Genomic DNA, 15,871 nt, shown 5'->3' with positions numbered 1-15,871 from the left:
CCTGAATCGTCTGAGTCGTCATCCGTGCAGCCCGCACTCGGTCTTGGCCCGGCCCGCCCAGCGGCCGGCCCGGGCGTCCTCGCCCTCCAGGACCCGGCGGGTGCAGGGGGCGCAGCCGACGGAGGCGTAGCCGTCCATCAGCAGCGGGTTCGTCAGGACGCCGTGCTCGGCGACGTAGGCGTCCACGTCGTCCTGCGTCCAGCGGGCGATGGGGGAGATCTTGACCTTCTGCCGCTTCTCGTCCCAGCCGACCACCGGGGTGTTCGCCCGGGTCGGGGACTCGTCGCGGCGCAGGCCGGTCGCCCAGGCCTGGTAGTCCTTCAGGCCCTCTTCCAGCGGCTGGACCTTGCGCAGCTTGCAGCACAGGTCCGGGTTCCGGTCGTGCAGCTTCGGCCCGTACTCCGCGTCCTGCTCGGCGACGGTCTGGCGCGGGGTGAGCGTGATGACGTTGACGTCCATCACGGCGTCGACCGCGTCGCGGGTGCCGATCGTCTCCTCGAAGTGGTAGCCGGTGTCGAGGAAGACGACGTCGACGCCGGGCATCGCGCGGGAGGCGAGGTGGGCGACCACCGCGTCCTCCATCGAGGAGGTCACGCAGAAGCGCTTGCCGAACGTCTCGGTCGCCCACTGGAGGATCTCCAGCGCGGAGGCGTCCTCCAGGTCGCGGCCCGCCTGCTCGGCGAGCGCCTTCAGATCGCCGGTGGTGCGCTCTTGCTGAACCGTCGTCATATCTGGGCCCCTCCGGTCTCGGATCGCTTCACTCCCTGGGCCAGCAGCCCCAGGAACTTCAGCTGAAAGGCTCGACTGCACGCCGCGCATTCCCACGCGCCGTGCCCCTGCTCGCTGGGACGCAGGTCCTCGTCGCCGCAGTAGGGGCAGTAGAAGGGGGCCGCGCGCTCGCTCACGACAGCGCCTCCTCGTCGGCACGCGCCGCCCAGGTGGCGAACCGCTCGCCGTCCTCGCGCTCGGCCTGGAACCGCTTCAGGACGCGCTCGACGTAGTCCGGCAGTTCGTCCGAGGTGACCTTCAGGCCGCGCACCTTGCGGCCGAAGCCGGCCTCCAGACCCAGGGCGCCGCCCAGGTGCACCTGGTAGCCCTCGACCTGCTCGCCCTGGTCGTTCAGGACCAGCTGGCCCTTGAGACCGATGTCCGCGACCTGGATACGGGCGCAGGCGTTCGGGCAGCCGTTGATGTTGATGGTGATCGGCTCGTCGAAGTCCGGGATGCGGCGCTCGAGTTCGTCGATCAGCTGGGAGCCGCGCGCCTTGGTCTCGACGATGGCGAGCTTGCAGTACTCGATGCCGGTGCAGGCCATGGTGCCGCGCCGGAACGGGGAGGGCTTGGCCGTGAGGTCCAGCGCCTCCAGGGACTCGACGAGGGAGTCGACCTGCGCCTCCTCGACGTCGAGGATGATCATCTTCTGCTCGACGGTGGTCCGCACCCGGCCCGAGCCGTGCGCCTCGGCGAGGTCGGCGATCTTCGTCAGGGTCGTGCCGTCCACGCGGCCGACGCGCGGGGCGAACCCGACGTAGAAGCGGCCGTCCTTCTGCCGGTGCACACCGATGTGGTCGCGCCAGCGCTGGAGCGGCTGGGCGGGGGCCGGGCCGTCGACCAGCTTGCGCTTGAGGTACTCGTCCTCCAGCACCTGGCGGAACTTCTCCGCGCCCCAGTCGGCGACCAGGAACTTCAGGCGGGCGCGGGTGCGCAGCCGCCGGTAGCCGTAGTCGCGGAAGATGCCGATCACGCCCGCCCACACGTCCGGGACCTCGTCCAGCGGCACCCAGGCGCCGAGCCGGACGCCGATCTTGGGGTTGGTGGACAGGCCGCCGCCGACCCACAGGTCGAAACCGGGGCCGTGCTCGGGGTGGTGGACGCCCACGAAGGCGACGTCGTTGATCTCGTGCGCGACGTCGAGGAGGGGGGAGCCGGAGATCGCCGTCTTGAACTTGCGCGGCAGGTTGGAGAACTCCTTGCTGCCGATGAACCGCCGGTTGATCTCCTCGATGGCGGGGGTGCCGTCGACGATCTCGTCCTCGGCGATGCCCGCGACCGGCGAGCCGATGACCACACGGGGCGTGTCACCGCAGGCCTCGGTGGTGGACAGGCCGACGCCCTCCAGCCGGTTCCAGATCTCGGGCACGTCCTCGATCCGGATCCAGTGGTACTGGACGTTCTGCCGGTCGGTGATGTCGGCCGTGCCGCGCGCGAACTCCTGCGAGATCTCGCCGATGACCCGAAGCTGCCGCGTGGTCAGCGCCCCGCCGTCGATGCGGACGCGCAGCATGAAGTACTCGTCGTCCAGCTCCTCCGGCTCCAGGATCGCCGTCTTGCCGCCGTCGATCCCGGGCTTGCGCTGGGTGTACAGACCCCACCAGCGCATCCGGCCGCGCAGGTCGTTCGGGTCGATCGAGTCGAAGCCCCGCTTGGAGTAGATCGTCTCAATGCGTGTCCGCACATTGAGACCGTCGTCGTCCTTCTTGAACTGCTCGTTGCCGTTCAGCGGGGTGAAGTGCCCCGCGGCCCACTGGCCCTCACCGCGGTGACGGCTCACCTTGCGGCGGGGAGTCGCGGCGGCAGGCTTCTGCGGGGTGGCGGCCATGGTTGATACGTCCTTCGGGACAGGCGGGAAAGCGGCTCTGACCTGCGCGTGCGGGCGCATGGGCATACATGCGCGTCATCGCGCGGGAATGAGGCGAGATAAGGGGGATGCCGGGCGCGTGCTGAGTGTGCTCAGTGCGCCGGACAGATGGCGCTGGACATGCGGCCGAGGTCGACGTGCCGTCGACTCACCAAGGCGATTCCAGTTCCAGACATGACGGAAGCGTGGCACGGCGATCTGGACAGAGTCCAGCTTCGTCCAAGATGCGGACACCCTTGTCTCGTAGAGCAAGACAAGGGTGTCCTTGGTCACATTGGGCGGCTCAGGGGTGTCCGAGCAGGTCAGGCAGGGAACGCCCCAGGCCACGGCCCCGGAGCGGCGGCCTCCGGCTCCTCCTCGACCTTGGTGTCGAACAGCTTGAAGCCGCGGCGCAGGTAGTTGTCCATCGCGTGCTCGCCGTCCTTGCTGCACGTATGCAGCCAGACCCGCTTCGTCGGGGTCAGTCCCGCCCACCGGTCGGCGAGGTCCCAGGCCCGGGCCGTGCCGTACGACAACAGGTGCCCGCCGATGCGCCGGCCCCGGAAGGCGGGGACCAGCCCGAAGTAGACGATCTCCACGACCGCGTCGTCCTGCGCCTCCAGCTCCACGTACCCGGCGGGCGTGCCCCGGTCGTAGGCCACCCACGTCTCCACGCCCGGCCGCCGCAGGTGCTCAAGCCAGCGGGTGTACGACCAGGTGAGCCGGTCCGTCCAGTGGATGTCGCCGCCCACCGACGCGTACAGGAACCGGCTGAACTCGGGCGAGGGCACCTCGGAGCGGACGATCCGGACGTCCCCCTCCGGCGCGGCGGCCGGCAGCAGGTCGGTCGGGGCGGTCTGCTCCAGGGACCAAGTGGTCACGGCGATGGTGGTCATGCGGGTCAGACAATCATCCGGTCCACCGGTCTGTCGATCGGTCCGGCCCACCGCCGGTCTGCCGGTGGTCCGGTCCGCCGTCGGTCTGCCGGTGGTCCGGCCTGCCGCTGGTCTGCCGGTGGTCCGGTCCGCCGTCGGTCTGCCGGTGGTCCGGCCTGCCGCTGGTCTGCCGGGGTCCGGTCCGCCGTCGGTCTGCCGGTGGTCCGGCCTGCCGCTGGTCTGCCGGGGTCCGGTCCGCCGTCGGTCTGCCGATGGTCGGTCCAGCCGCCGGTCAGCCCAGCGCCCTGTCGATCGAGGCCAGCGGCAGCGCGAACAGCATCCGCCCGGACTGGGACCAGACCTCCCCGGTCTCCTCCCAGTAGGACAGGGAGCCGGACCCGTCGCTCCAACAGTGGCGGGTGCCGTCGGTCCCGCACTCCGTCGCCCGCGCGCTCCCGGCGTCCTGGCGCCACAGCGTCCCGTGCCCGTCCGGGGTGCCCGGGGCGCGGTCGAGGTACCAGCCCGAGCGGTACGCCAGCACGCCCCGGACATCGGCCGTGCCCGTCTCGTACGCCTCGACCGGCTCCGCCCGGCCGCCGGAGCCGGTGGCGAGCAGGCCGGCCCGGGCCGGGTCCCGGCTCAGCGGGTAGCGCCACAGCCGGGTGCGCCGGTCGGCGTCGGCGGGCACCCACTCGCTCGCGACCAGGCTGTCGGGGGAGGTGCTGCGGTCCAGGGAGACGGTCGCCGGGCGGGGCACGCCGTCGCCGCCGGGCAGGGTGTAGGAGCCCACGGCGGGCAGCACGTACCGGGAACCGTGTGCCGCCCAGCCGCCGCGCACCCGGCCGACCGCGTCGGACTGGACGGTGGCGCGCTGGATGCGGTCCATGTCGTACACGTACAGCGCGTCCCGGTCGCCCTCGCGGGTCGTCACCAGCAGCTTGTCCTGGTACCAGACCATCCCGGACAGCGGGGACACCAGCCCCCGGTAGTCCCGCCCGCCGTCCACCGGGACGGCCAGCAGGGCCCAGCTGTAGCGGAGCCGGGCGGAGTCGTCCGCGTCGACGAAGGCGACCTTGGCCAGGCCCCGCTCGGGGGCCGGGCCGTCCATCGAGCCGCCCCCGGTGCCGCCGCGGGTCCAGCCGGACAGGATCACGCGGTGCTCGCCCCAGCGGCCGTCGTCGTCCGCGTCCCCCGAGGTCGTGACCGCGCCGGGCCGCCAGCCCCGGGTGTCGGCGGCGTCGAAGCAGTACGCCCGCGTGGCCGCCGGTTCGACCGGCAGGGTGTGCTTGTCGGCGGCCGGGCAGTCGGCCGCGTCCCGCAGCGGGCGGTCGGCGTCGTCCAGTACCGCGTCCACGCCGACGGGCCGGCCCATCTGCGACGCCAGCCGGTCCAGCCACCGCTCGGGCACCCGGTGCTCGGTCAGCGGCAGCCGCCCGGCCGCGGTGGACACACCGATCGGCTGCAGCGCCCCGTCGGCGTCGGCGACGGTGGCCTGCGAGGCGCTGATCGCGGTGGCGGCGACGGTGAGCGCGAGGGCCGTCCCGGCCAGGGTCGCGCGCAGCGCCCTGCCCCGCCTGCGCCGCCGGTGTCTGCCGCGATGCTTCATACCGTCCTCCCGAGGCGGGTCAACTGCGCCTGTTGGTCCGTACGTTGACGGAGGAGCAGGTGGGGTGGCCCGTAGGGGGATGCTACGGCAGGTGGGCGGGGTGGCGGACGAAGACCCCGCAAATATGCGAAAGACGCACCCTGCGGAGTGGCTCGAACTGCACGCCGGGTGACCTTCAGGGCACGGCTGGAGTGACTTCGGGGTGCAGGCGCGGGCGGTGCTCCGGGAACCTCAGGTCGCCGGTGCGGACGTGCGCTGCCGGGTCACCGCCGGGGCCGTCGAGTGCGGCAGCAGATCGCGCGGGTCGTCCGGGAGCAGCACCTCGACCTCGGCGTCCTCGGCGAACCGGTAGGGCCGGTGCTCCAGGAACGCCCCCAGATACCGCCGGACCCGGGACATCTCGGCCCGCACGGTGACCGTGCGGGCGGGGTCCCCGAACAGGTCCGCGGCCAGGCCCGCCGCGCTGCGGCCGGCGGGGTGGAGGGCGAGGAGGTACAGCAACTCGGCGTGCCGCGGGCTCAGTTCCCGCGCCCAGGAGCCCGCCCCGCCGGTGACCGCCACGGACCAGCGGCGCGCCTGTCTGAGGTCCAGCACGATCCTGGTCGCCCGGCACGGCGCCGGCTCGTCGGCGGCGGCCCGCACCAGCCAGCCCCCGGCCAGCGGCTCCAGCGAGCACACCCCGAGCCCCGGCAGCCATCTCCGCCCCGGCGACAGCGACTTCGGCAGGGCGACGCGTCGCAGGTACGGCATCCCGCTGACCGCGGCGGTCCAGCCGTCCGGGTCGACGACCAGGGCGCGCCCGTCGAGACGGGCCAGCACCGGCGTCGCCACCGCGCGCAGCCGCTCCAGCGACTCCAGGTGCATCTCCCGCAGCCGGGCCTCGGCCAGCTTGGCCACCGAGTCGACCCAGGCGAGCGTGGCCGGATGCATCGTCTCCAGCGGACCGCTCACGTCCACCACGCCGAGCAGCCGCCCGTCCCGCGGATCCGTCAGCGGAGCGCCCGCGCACGTCCAGCCGGCCTGGGAGCGCACGAAGTGCTCGGAGGCGAAGACCTGCACGGGCCGGCGCACCACCGCCGGGGTGCCCAGGCCGTTCGTGCCGACGACGTCCTCACGCCAGTCCGCGCCGAGTTCGAACCCGAGCCCGTCGGCCCTGCGCAGCACCGGCGCACTGCCCTCACGCCACAGCACCCGGCCCTCCTCGTCGGCCACGACCATGATGTGGTGGGCGATGTCCGCGGCCGCCAGCAGCCCCTCCCGCAGCACCGGCAGCACATGGCGCAGCGCCGACGTCTCGCGCCGCCGCTGCACCTCCTCGCGGGAGAGCAGATCCGCCCGGAAGTCGTGGTCCGGGTCGACGCCGCTGCGCAGCATCCGCTCCCAGGACTGCTCGATCACGGGGCGCGGCCGCACCGGGGCGGGCTGCCCGGAGAGCCGGGCGGAACGGACCTCGCTGAGGACCCGGGCCGCCCGCGAGGTGTCCACGGCGGCCAGGTGCGTGACGTCCATACGCGTGCGCCCCCCGACTGGATTCTGACTGTGTGTCTCATAGTGCCGCCTGCCCCGCGGAGGCGTGCCACAGTCCGCCCACAGTCAGCAGCAAGTTGCAACCCCCTGCAACCCTGGTGGACGGCCCGGCTGTGGCTGAAACTTGAGCGGCGCCGTCCCGAGCGGCGTTCAGTGGCTCGAACGGGCCAGTGCGGCGGGGGTGGTGCCGTGTCGGCGCAGCACCACCCCCGCTCCCGCCTGCCCGGATCAGGCCACCGGCCGGGCCCGCTCCACCACCGACGCCAGGTCCAGCGTGTGCGGCAGTGTCCCGAAGGCCGCGCCCCCGTCGCCGCCCAGCCGGGCCGCGCAGAACGCGTCGGCGACCTGCGGTGGCGCGAACCTGACGAGCAGCGACCCCTGGAGCACCAGCGCGAGCCGCTCCGCGAGCCGCCGCGCCCGGCCCTCCACGCCCTCCAGATCGGCCAGTTCGGTCAGCAGGTTCTTGATGGCCCCGTCGAGCCGGTGATCGGCGCCGCGCGCCTGTCCGACCTCCCGCAGGTACGCGTCCAGCGCGCCCGGTTCCCGCTGCAACGCCCGCAGTACGTCGAGCGCCTGGACGTTGCCCGCGCCCTCCCAGATCGAGTTGAGCGGCGACTCCCGCACCAGCCTGGGCATCCCGGACTCCTCGACGTACCCGTTGCCGCCCAGGCACTCCGCCGCCTCCACCGCGACCGCCGGACACCGCTTGGTCACCCAGTACTTGGCGGCCGGCACCGCGATCCGCAGCAGCGCCCGCTCCTGCTCGCCGTCGTCGTCGTACGCCGCCGCCAGCCGCAGCGCCAGCGTGGTCGCCGCCTCCGACTCCAGCGCCAGGTCGGCGAGGACGTTGCGCATCAGGGGCTTGTCGACGAGCTTCCCGCCGAACGCCTCACGGTAGGTGCAGTGGTGCACCGCCTGCGCCACGGCCTGGCGCATCAGCCCGGCGGAGCCCAGCACGCAGTCGAGCCGGGTCGCCGCGACCATCTCGATGATGGTGCGCACCCCGCGCCCCTCCTCGCCGACCCGGCGCGCCCAGGTGCCGGCGAACTCGACCTCGGCGGAGGCGTTCGACCGGTTGCCGAGCTTGTCCTTGAGCCGCTGGATCAGGAACACGTTGCGCGTGCCGTCCGGAAGCACCCGCGGCACCAGGAAACAGGTCAGCCCGCCCGGGGCCTGCGCCAGCACCAGGAAACCGTCGGACATCGGCGCCGAGCAGAACCACTTGTGCCCGGTCAGCTCGTACGCCCCGGCCTCGGCGAGGGGCCGCGCCGCCGTGGTGTTCGCCCGTACGTCGCTGCCGCCCTGCTTCTCCGTCATGCCCATCCCGAACAGCGCTCCGGCCTTGAGGTGCGCGGGCCTGAGCTCACGGTCGTAGACCATGGACGTCAGCCGCGGCTCCCACTCGGCGGCCAGGTCCGGATCCGCGCGCAGGGCGGGCACGGCCGCGTGCGTCATCGACAGCGGGCAGCCGTTGCCGGCCTCGACCTGCGTCCACACCACGAAGGCGGCGGCCCGCCGCAGATGCCCGGCCGGCCGTCCCCAGGCCGCGGTCAGGCCGGCCGAGACGCCCTTGCCGAGCAGCCGGTGCCAGGCCGGATGGAACTCCACCTCGTCGAGGCGGTGGCCGTACCGGTCGTGGGTGCGCAGCCGGGGCGGGTTGTCGTTGGCCTGTGCGCCCCACTCCTGCACCTGGGCCGAGCCGGAGGTCCGCCCGAGGGCCGACAGCTCGCCGAGCACCTCCGGCCGCAGATCCGGTTCGAGATGCCGTTCGACCGCGGCGGCCAGGGCCCGGTCGGCGGAGAAGACGTCGTACCCGACCAGCGGCGGGACCTGGTTCGTCACGGAGTGGGTGCTGCCTGCCATGCTGCGAACGTACCCCGCGGTACCACCTCGGTCACCAGCGGACCGGGCCGGGCGCCGCGGAGACGGCCTGTGGGTGAGTGGGGCCGGGCACGACGGATACCGTTAGGGGGTGCAGCCAGCAAGTGAAACCCCCGACACACCCTCCGGGCGCCTCCACCGGGCGCGTGCCCTCTACCGGAACGTCTCCAAGCGCAGGACCGCCTGGCTGTTGCTCAAGGACACCGTCAACTCCTGCATCGAGTACCGCATCCTCGGCCTGGCGGCAGAGGCCGCGTTCTTCACGCTGCTGTCGGTGCCGCCGCTGCTGCTGAGCATGATCGGACTGCTCGGCTACGTCGACGCCTGGACCGGCGCCGACACCATCCAGAGCCTCCAGACCAACATCCTGGAGGCCTCCCGCACGGTGCTGTCCGACCGGGGCGTCAAGGAGATGGCGGAGCCGATCCTGCACGACGTCATGAAGGGCGGCCGGCCCGACGTCATCTCCATCGGCTTCCTGTTCGCCCTGTGGTCCGGCTCCCGCGCGGTGAACGTGTTCATCGACACCATCACCGTGATGTACGGCCTCGACGGCGTCCGCGGCATCGTCAAGACCCGTCTGCTGGCCTTCCTGCTGTTCATCGTCGCCCTGCTGATCGGCTCCGTCGCCCTGCCGCTGATGGTGGCCGGGCCGGACGCGGTGGTGCGGATCGTGCCCTGGTCGACGACGGTCGTGCAGGTCCTGTACTGGCCCGTGGTCATCCTGCTGTCGATCGCCTTCCTGACGACGCTGTACCACGTGTCCGTCCCGGTCCGCTCCCCGTGGATCGAGGACGTGCCCGGCGCGCTGGTCGCCCTCGGCATGTGGGTGCTGGGCAGCTTCCTGCTGCGGATCTACCTGACCAGCACGGTCGAGGGCCCGACGATCTACGGCTCCCTCGCGGCGCCCGTCGCCGTGCTGCTGTGGATCGGCGTGTCCGCGTTCGCCGTGCTCGTCGGGGCCGCGGTGAACGCCGCCATCGACCGGGTCTGGCCGGCCGCCGCGACGGCCGCGGCCCGCGAGGCCAACGAGCGGCTGCGGCAGGCGCAGGTCGCCGAGTACGTGGCCCGCGCCGCCGCCCGGGGCGAGGCCGACCCCGACATGCCCTCGGAGTTCCCGGAACGCTGGTCCCGCTTCCTGCCGCCGGAGGACGTCACGGCCCGGCTGCGCACGCACGTGAAGTCCACCCACGCGAAGAGCGGCCAGACCAACGGGGAGACACAGCCGCCCGGCGAGAAGTGACCGGCGTCCGTCTCACGCCGTCCAGGTGCCGGCCGCCGCCTCCTCCCGGACGAAGTCCGCGAAGTCCCGGGGCGCACGCCCCAGGACCTCCCGCACCCCGTCGGACAGGTGCGCGTTGCGGCCGTCGAGGAGCGTGTCGAAGATCGCGGTGAGGGCCGCGACCTCCTCCCGGGGCACCCCGAAGCCGGCCAGCGCCTCGCCGTAGTCCCGCGTCGACACGGCCCGGTACCGCAGCGGGCGGCCCGTCGCGCCGGCGATCTCCGCGACCGCCTCCCCGAAGGTCAGCAGCCGCGGCCCGGAGAGGTCGAGCGTCCGTCCCGCGTACCGGTCGCCGGCCGTCAGCGCGGTCACCACCACGTCCGCGATGTCCCGCACGTCGAGGAACGGCTCGCGCACCCCGTCGGCCGGGAACACCAGCTCCCCGCGCTCCCGCAGCTCCGCCACCAGCGGCCCCTCGCTGAAGTTCTGCGCGAACCAGGCGGCCCGGACGACCGTCCAGTCGGCGCCCGAGGCGTGCAGCGCCTCCTCGGTGGGCAGGGCCTGGTCCTCGCCCCGCGCGGACAGCAGCACCAGCCGCCGCACGCCGAGCCGGACCGCCTCCCGCGCGACCGCGCCGATCACCTCGGCGGCGCCCGGCGCGCCGACGTCCATGGGGTGGGCCAGGTAGGCCGCGTCGGCGCCGCGCAGGGTGCCGGCCCAGGTCGAGCTGTCCCGGAAGTCGAAACCGGTCGCGCGTGACGCCGCCCGCACCGTGAGCCCGGCAGCCTGAGCGGCCCGCGCCACCCGGCTACCCGTACGGCCGGAGGCGCCCGTCACCACCACCGTGAGGTGCCGCGTGTCCCGTGTCGTGTTTCCTGCCGGGATCGCTGTCGTGTTCTCTGTCGTGCTCGTCTTCTCTGTCGTGTTCGTCATGCCGTCGAGTCAACTGCCGTGCGCGGCACGGAACCATCGCCGAACGGCTCATTCCCATACGACCGCGTCTACGCTGGTCCCATGGACGCTCTCGCAGGCCTGCTGGAGGGCCCCCGCGCGCGCGGCGCGTTCATGATCAGGGCCTGTTTCGACCCGCCCTGGGCGGTCCGCGTGGAGGACCGGGCCCCGCTCACCGTGATGCTCGTCGTCCGCGGCGACGCCTGGGTCCTGCCCGACGGGGGCGAGCGGACGCGGCTGCGCGCCGGAGACCTCGCCATCGCCCGCGGCCCCGACCCGTACACCTGCGCCGACGACCCCGGAACGGCACCGCAGGCGCTGATCCTGCCGGACCAGGAGTGCCGCTACCCCGACGGCCGGCCCCTCAACGGCTCCATGGACCTGGGCGTCCGCACCTGGGGCGACCGGCCCGACGGCGCGACGGTGCTGCTCATCGGCACGTACCCGATGCGGGGCGAGATCGGCGGGCGGCTGCTGGACGCCCTGCCGCCGCTGCTCACCCTCACCCCCGACGTGTGGGACTGCCCGCTCACGCCGTACGTCTCCGAGGAGATCGTGCGGGACGCCCCCGGCCAGGAGGTCGTCCTGGACCGGATGCTGGACCTGCTGGTCATCGCCGCGCTGCGGGCCTGGTTCGCCCGCCCGGAGGCGGAGGCGCCGGCCTGGTACCGGGCCCTGGCTGACCCGGTCGTGGGCGGCGTGCTGCGCCTGCTCCAGGACGACCCGGCCCACCCGTGGACGGTCGCCGCGCTCGCCGCGAAGGCGGGGGTGTCCCGGGCCGCGCTGGCCCGCCGCTTCACCGCCCTGGTGGGCGAGCCCCCGATGACGTACCTCACCGGCTGGCGCCTCGCCCTCGCCGCCGACCGCCTGCGCGACTCCGACGACACCCTCGAAGCGGTGGCCCGCAGGGTGGGCTACGGCAGCGCGTTCGCCCTGTCCACGGCGTTCAAGCGGGTGTACGGGGTGAGCCCCGTGGAGTACCGGGGGCGGGCGGCCCGGGCCTGACGCCCGCACACGTCCCCGGCCCCCGGCGGCGTAGCCCGGTACCTGTGTACGCGGAGCGGGCGCCGCGGCTCGCCGGGGCGGCGGTGGGCCGGGGTCCGCTTCTGCCCGGGCACGGCCCCGGCGCTCCTGGGCGTACCGGCGCACGAGCTGCTCGATCGCCGACCAACTCGGCCTCGGTGCCCGCCGGTTGCACCGCCCTCACTGGCGCATCCGCGCGAGCCGCGCCGCCTTCGGCTACGGCCCCAAGCCCCCGGCCCGCATCCTGCGGCTGCGCCGCGCCCTCGCGCCGGCCCGAGCCGGCGGCGCCGTCGCGGCGTCTGATGACCCGTCACCGGTCGGTCATGCGGAGTAGGCATCGGCCTGGATGCCGTAGAGATCGGCGTATCGGCCTCCCACGATGCTGACCAGTTCGTCATGGGTGCCCGCCTCGATCAGCCGGCCCTTGTCGAGGGTGAGGATGAGGTCCGCCCCGGTGGCGGTCGAGAACCGGTGGGTGACGATCACCGTGATGGCGCCTGTCCGCCCGGCGACCTCCCGGGCACGGGCCATGTAGCGCTCGAAGATCTGCTGTTCGCTCGGGGCGTCGAGAGATGCCGTGGGTTCGTCCAGCATCAACAGCAGGGGGCCGGGGCGCATCGACGCCCGGGCGAGGGCGACCTTCTGCCACTGTCCCTCGGACAGATCGACGCCCCCGAAGTCCCGGCTGAGCTGTGTCTCCAGCCCGTCGGGAAGCGCCTCGACCAACTGCTCGGCGTCGGCTGCCGCCACGGCCCGGCCGACCCTTCGGGCATCCTTGGCGTGCGGCAGGTCACCCAGGCCGACGCTCTGCCCGAAGGTCGTACGGAACCGGCCGAAGTCCTGGAACGCCGCGCTCGACCGCGCACGCCAGCCCTCCGTGTCCAGGGTGGCGAGGTCCACGCCGTCGACGAGAATGCGGCCACCGCTGGGCCTGTAGAACTTGCAGAGGAGCTTGACCAGTGTCGTCTTGCCCGACCCGTACTCGCCGACCAGCGCGATCACCGAGCCCGCCGGCAGATGGACACTGATGTCGTGCAGGGCGGGGCGTCGAGAGCCGGGATACCGGTAGGTGACGTTCTCGAAGGTGATTCCCTCGCGCAGGACCTGGGGCGGAGATTCCGTTCCGGCCGCGTCGGACCGTGCGGCCGCGGTGTAGTCGCGCATCCACAAGTAGGGCTCGATGAGCCGTCCTGCCCGGACGACGTTCGCCGCGTAGTGCACGCCCGTGAACACCGACTGGCGCAGGCTGCTCGCCACGGTGATCGCCAGCACGATGTCTCCGGCCGAGCCGTGCCCACGCAGCACCTGAACGACGATCAGAGCCAGCCCGGCGCCGAAGCCGAGCGTGAAGATGGTCCAGCCGCCGAGCTTCCAGGCCGCCGCGACAAGCCGCGCCCGGTAGCGGCCGGCCATGGCTGTGTCCCACGCGGCGGCCTGTCTGCGGGCCAGCTCGGTTCCCGCCCCCGACACGCGGATCTCCTTGCCCGCGGCTCCGTCCGTACCGAGGTCGAAGAGCTGGCGCTGGAGACGGAAGGGTTCGGCCGTGGCGGTTTCGGCGCGGATGATGGCGTTGCTGCCCTTCTGGTCGAACCAGAGCGGCAGCGCCGCGCATACGAGCAGCAACAGCAGCCAGGGGTTGATCGTGCCCAGCAGGAAGAGGGCCACGACCAGTTCGATGACGATGAAGAGGACACCGGTCGCCGACCACAGGCTGAGCACGATTTCCCACGCGGAATTGCGTACTACGGTCAGCCGGTCGAGGTAGTCCGTGCGCTCCAGGTGTTCCAGGCCTTCGAGGGTCGCGATGTCGCTGTAGATACCGGGATTCACATCGAGCACCGCGACCTTGCCGATGAGGATGCCGGCGGTGTTGCCGTCGAGTGCCCCCAGCACCATCAACATGGTGCCGGCGAGTCCCGCCCCGGCCGCCCAGGCCACAGCGGGCCAGACCTCTCCGCGAAGCGTCGCGTCCACCGCGCCGCGCAGGGCCAGGGCGTTGCCCGTGACGGACGCCACCATCAGGGCGGGGATGACGAACTGCAGGGACGTCAGCAACGGCGAACGGCGCCAGGACAGCCGTAGCAGTTCGTACCAGAGGGAGAAGTACCGCCGACGGCGAATCGGTTGCTCACTGGCCAGCTCGGTCATGGGTACTGGTCCTCCTCCAGCCGGTCCTCGAAGCCGCGCCTGAACCGCGCGGCCTGGATCGTGAACATGGCCGCGTACCGGCCGTCGGCCGCCATGAGCTCGTCGTGCGTGCCCGTCTCCGTGATACGGCCGTCCTCCAGCAGGACGATCCGGTCGGCCTGTCGCACGGTGGACAGCCGGTGCGAGATCAGGACGACGCTCGCACCCGACCTGCGCTCGCCGAGCCTTGCGAAGACGTCGAACTCCGTCCGTACGTCGAGGTGGGCGGTGGGTTCGTCAAGAACCAGAATCCTCGCTCCCCGGCGCACCGCGTAGAGGACGCGGGCCAGGACGACATGCTGCCACTGCCCGCCCGAGAGGTCGACGCCCCCCTTGGCGGCGCGGGTCAGCGGGGTCTCCCAGCCGGACGGAAGACCGTCCAGCACCGCTTCCAGCCCCGCTTCCCGGGCGGCGGCCTCGGCGTCCGCCCGTTCCGCGAGCCCGCCCGCCCTGCCGATGACCACGTTGCCGTGGACGGACAGGGGGTACCGCACGAAGTCCTGGAAGGCCACCGCGATCCGGCGGCGCCATGCGTCCGGGGCGAGCGTGGCGATGTCCCGCCCGTCCGCGGTGATGGCCCCGCCTGTCGGCCGGTAGAGCCCGCAGAGCAGTTTGATCAGGGTCGACTTGCCCGCTCCGTTGAGTCCGACGACGGCCAGCAGTTCGCCCGGACGGATCTCCAGATCCAGACGGTCCAGAACCTGGCGTTCTGTCTTCGGATAGGCGAAGGAGACCTGCTCGAACCGGATGAGCGGTGGACGCTCGAGGTCCTCGGGTTCCCGTACCCCACGGCCGTCGGGGCTGGGCACCGCCGCTCCCTCCGGGGCGAGCAGCTCGCGCAGCTCCCGCGTGGCGCGCAGGCACTCGGCGGAAGCTGCCGCGCTCCTGAGTTCCTCGCTCCAGCCAAGCGCCTGGAACACCGTCCACCCGGTGACGAGTACCGCCGTTTCCACCGCGATGGTCGTCTCCCCCCGCACCGCGCTGTGCGCCACCAGGGCGTACACGGCGCACAGCGGGATGCCGACGAGCAGAAGCTGGCTCCACTCGGCGCGCAGCATCCGCCCGATCGCCGCCCAGATGGGTTTCTCCATGGCCAGGCTGTGCCGCTGAATCTGCTCGACCGACCAACCACCCAGTCCGAAGACACGGATGTCCTTGCCCTCGGCCGGGGAGATCGCCGAGTCCTGCCACATCTGCGCCTTCGCGCCCTCCACAGTGCCGGAGCGCCACGTCCCGACATACCGCAGCGCCTGTCTCTGCCGCAGCGCCCAATTGATCAAAGCGGGCACGAGCACAACTGGGACGAGCCACCAGGCGTACCCCGCGAGGACCACACAGGATCCGGCGACGCCGAGGAAGCCCGTGAGGATGCGGAGGAGGGCCACGGCGCCCTCACCCGGAGTGTGTTCCGTCCAGTTCTCCGGATCCGCCTTGGCCGCGCGGATCAGGGTGCGCGCCTGCGGGGTCTCCAACCGGTCGATCGTCGGGGTGGACGAAACCAGCTCGGTGATCGACGCCCTGTGTACGCCGTCGATGGTGGCCTGGACCAGGAAGCCCAGTGGCTCCAGCACGGTGTCCATGACGTGCCCGAGCAGGAGGACAGCGACAAACGCCACCAGCGGGGCCAGGGCCGCGGTCAGTGGTGGCAGCGTCGTACCCCCCGTCTCGAAGCGCCGCACCAATACCGCCAGAATGACGGCTGTCGCGGCCGGGAGCAGCCTGCTCAGCCCCATCAGCACGGCCAGCAGCCAGATGTGGGACCGCTTGGCGGAGCTGAGAGTCCGCAACAAGTGGAGCCCGTCGGCAAGGGGGGTCACGTGATCCTCTCTCCGTGCGGCCCGGTCATGGCCGAGGTGGTCCCTGAGTGGCCCAGGACCAGGCTTGGTGCAACTCGTTCTCGAGAACCGCTCGCGGTGGGTGTGAGAGACGCCGTCGACTCCAGTCGCACCTGCGCACGGAGTGCGGAACGGGGCGCGGATTGT

13 protein-coding genes and 1 pseudogene are annotated in these 15,871 nt (G+C 72.5%); 3 read left to right on the top strand and 11 right to left on the bottom strand.

From position 1 onward, the window contains the following. Window positions 1-18 precede the first annotated feature (18 nt). From ABZ386_RS13590 to ABZ386_RS13555, 8 genes are all read right to left on the bottom strand, one after another. Window positions 19-729 (bottom strand): phosphoadenylyl-sulfate reductase, encoded by a 711-nt coding sequence (locus ABZ386_RS13590; protein ID WP_358964781.1) that lies wholly within the window; start codon window positions 727-729, stop codon window positions 19-21. Beyond that, the gene (locus ABZ386_RS13585; RefSeq protein ID WP_351334843.1) at window positions 726-905 is read right to left on the bottom strand and encodes a hypothetical protein; all 180 of its coding nucleotides are present in this window, start codon (window positions 903-905) and stop codon (window positions 726-728) included. Before ABZ386_RS13585 ends, ABZ386_RS13590 begins: the two co-directional genes overlap by 4 nt. Then, complete coding sequence (locus ABZ386_RS13580; RefSeq protein WP_356520046.1) at window positions 902-2,599, bottom strand: nitrite/sulfite reductase; 1,698 nt, start codon at window positions 2,597-2,599, stop codon at window positions 902-904. The genes ABZ386_RS13585 and ABZ386_RS13580 overlap by 4 nt, the downstream gene beginning before the upstream one ends. A 131-nt stretch (window positions 2,600-2,730) precedes the next feature. Continuing rightward, on the bottom strand, window positions 2,731-2,814 hold the full coding sequence (locus ABZ386_RS13575) for a putative leader peptide (RefSeq protein ID WP_311241247.1): 84 nt from the start codon (window positions 2,812-2,814) through the stop codon (window positions 2,731-2,733). 126 nt (window positions 2,815-2,940) lie between these two features. Beyond that, entirely contained in the window at window positions 2,941-3,513 is a 573-nt protein-coding gene (locus tag ABZ386_RS13570) for a GNAT family N-acetyltransferase (RefSeq protein ID WP_351334849.1), read from the bottom strand. Window positions 3,514-3,784: 271 nt separating this feature from the next. Continuing rightward, window positions 3,785-5,098, bottom strand: coding sequence for a hypothetical protein (locus ABZ386_RS13565; RefSeq protein WP_358964780.1), 1,314 nt, complete (start codon window positions 5,096-5,098; stop codon window positions 3,785-3,787). Window positions 5,099-5,329: 231 nt separating this feature from the next. Beyond that, a complete protein-coding gene (locus ABZ386_RS13560) occupies window positions 5,330-6,607 on the bottom strand; it encodes a GAF domain-containing protein (RefSeq protein WP_356616896.1) in 1,278 nt (425 codons plus the stop codon). Window positions 6,608-6,853: 246 nt separating this feature from the next. After that, a complete protein-coding gene (locus ABZ386_RS13555; protein WP_355725299.1) occupies window positions 6,854-8,488 on the bottom strand; it encodes an acyl-CoA dehydrogenase family protein in 1,635 nt (544 codons plus the stop codon). A gap of 109 nt (window positions 8,489-8,597) precedes the next feature. Here ABZ386_RS13555 and ABZ386_RS13550 point away from each other — a divergent pair, with 109 nt between their 5' ends. After that, window positions 8,598-9,749, top strand: a complete 1,152-nt coding sequence (locus ABZ386_RS13550) for a YihY/virulence factor BrkB family protein (RefSeq protein WP_114256000.1) — start codon at window positions 8,598-8,600, stop codon at window positions 9,747-9,749. 12 nt (window positions 9,750-9,761) lie between these two features. Here the strand turns inward: ABZ386_RS13550 and ABZ386_RS13545 are convergent, their stop codons facing one another. After that, window positions 9,762-10,661 carry an NmrA family transcriptional regulator gene (locus ABZ386_RS13545; protein WP_355725302.1) on the bottom strand — a complete coding sequence of 300 codons (900 nt, stop codon included), beginning with the start codon at window positions 10,659-10,661 and terminating at the stop codon, window positions 9,762-9,764. Window positions 10,662-10,742: 81 nt separating this feature from the next. Here ABZ386_RS13545 and ABZ386_RS13540 point away from each other — a divergent pair, with 81 nt between their 5' ends. Next, window positions 10,743-11,684, top strand: coding sequence for an AraC family transcriptional regulator (locus ABZ386_RS13540; RefSeq protein ID WP_351334864.1), 942 nt, complete (start codon window positions 10,743-10,745; stop codon window positions 11,682-11,684). A 72-nt stretch (window positions 11,685-11,756) separates the two neighbouring features. Beyond that, a pseudogene (locus ABZ386_RS13535) lies at window positions 11,757-12,036 on the top strand (hypothetical protein); the annotation flags it as partial. Here ABZ386_RS13535 and ABZ386_RS13530 read toward each other — a convergent pair. Next, entirely contained in the window at window positions 12,024-13,850 is a 1,827-nt protein-coding gene (locus tag ABZ386_RS13530) for an ABC transporter ATP-binding protein (protein ID WP_358964779.1), read from the bottom strand. The pseudogene ABZ386_RS13535 and the gene ABZ386_RS13530 overlap by 13 nt on opposite strands. Beyond that, window positions 13,847-15,706, bottom strand: coding sequence for an ABC transporter ATP-binding protein (locus ABZ386_RS13525; protein ID WP_351334870.1), 1,860 nt, complete (start codon window positions 15,704-15,706; stop codon window positions 13,847-13,849). The genes ABZ386_RS13530 and ABZ386_RS13525 overlap by 4 nt, the downstream gene beginning before the upstream one ends. Between the last annotated feature and the right edge of the window lie 165 nt (window positions 15,707-15,871).

It is taken from the genome of Streptomyces sp. NPDC006140, from assembly GCF_040628815.1.
Classification (GTDB): domain Bacteria; phylum Actinomycetota; class Actinomycetes; order Streptomycetales; family Streptomycetaceae; genus Streptomyces.
The sequence above is the reverse complement of the archived record's forward strand: the minus strand, read 5'-3'. Positions and strand labels throughout refer to the sequence as shown.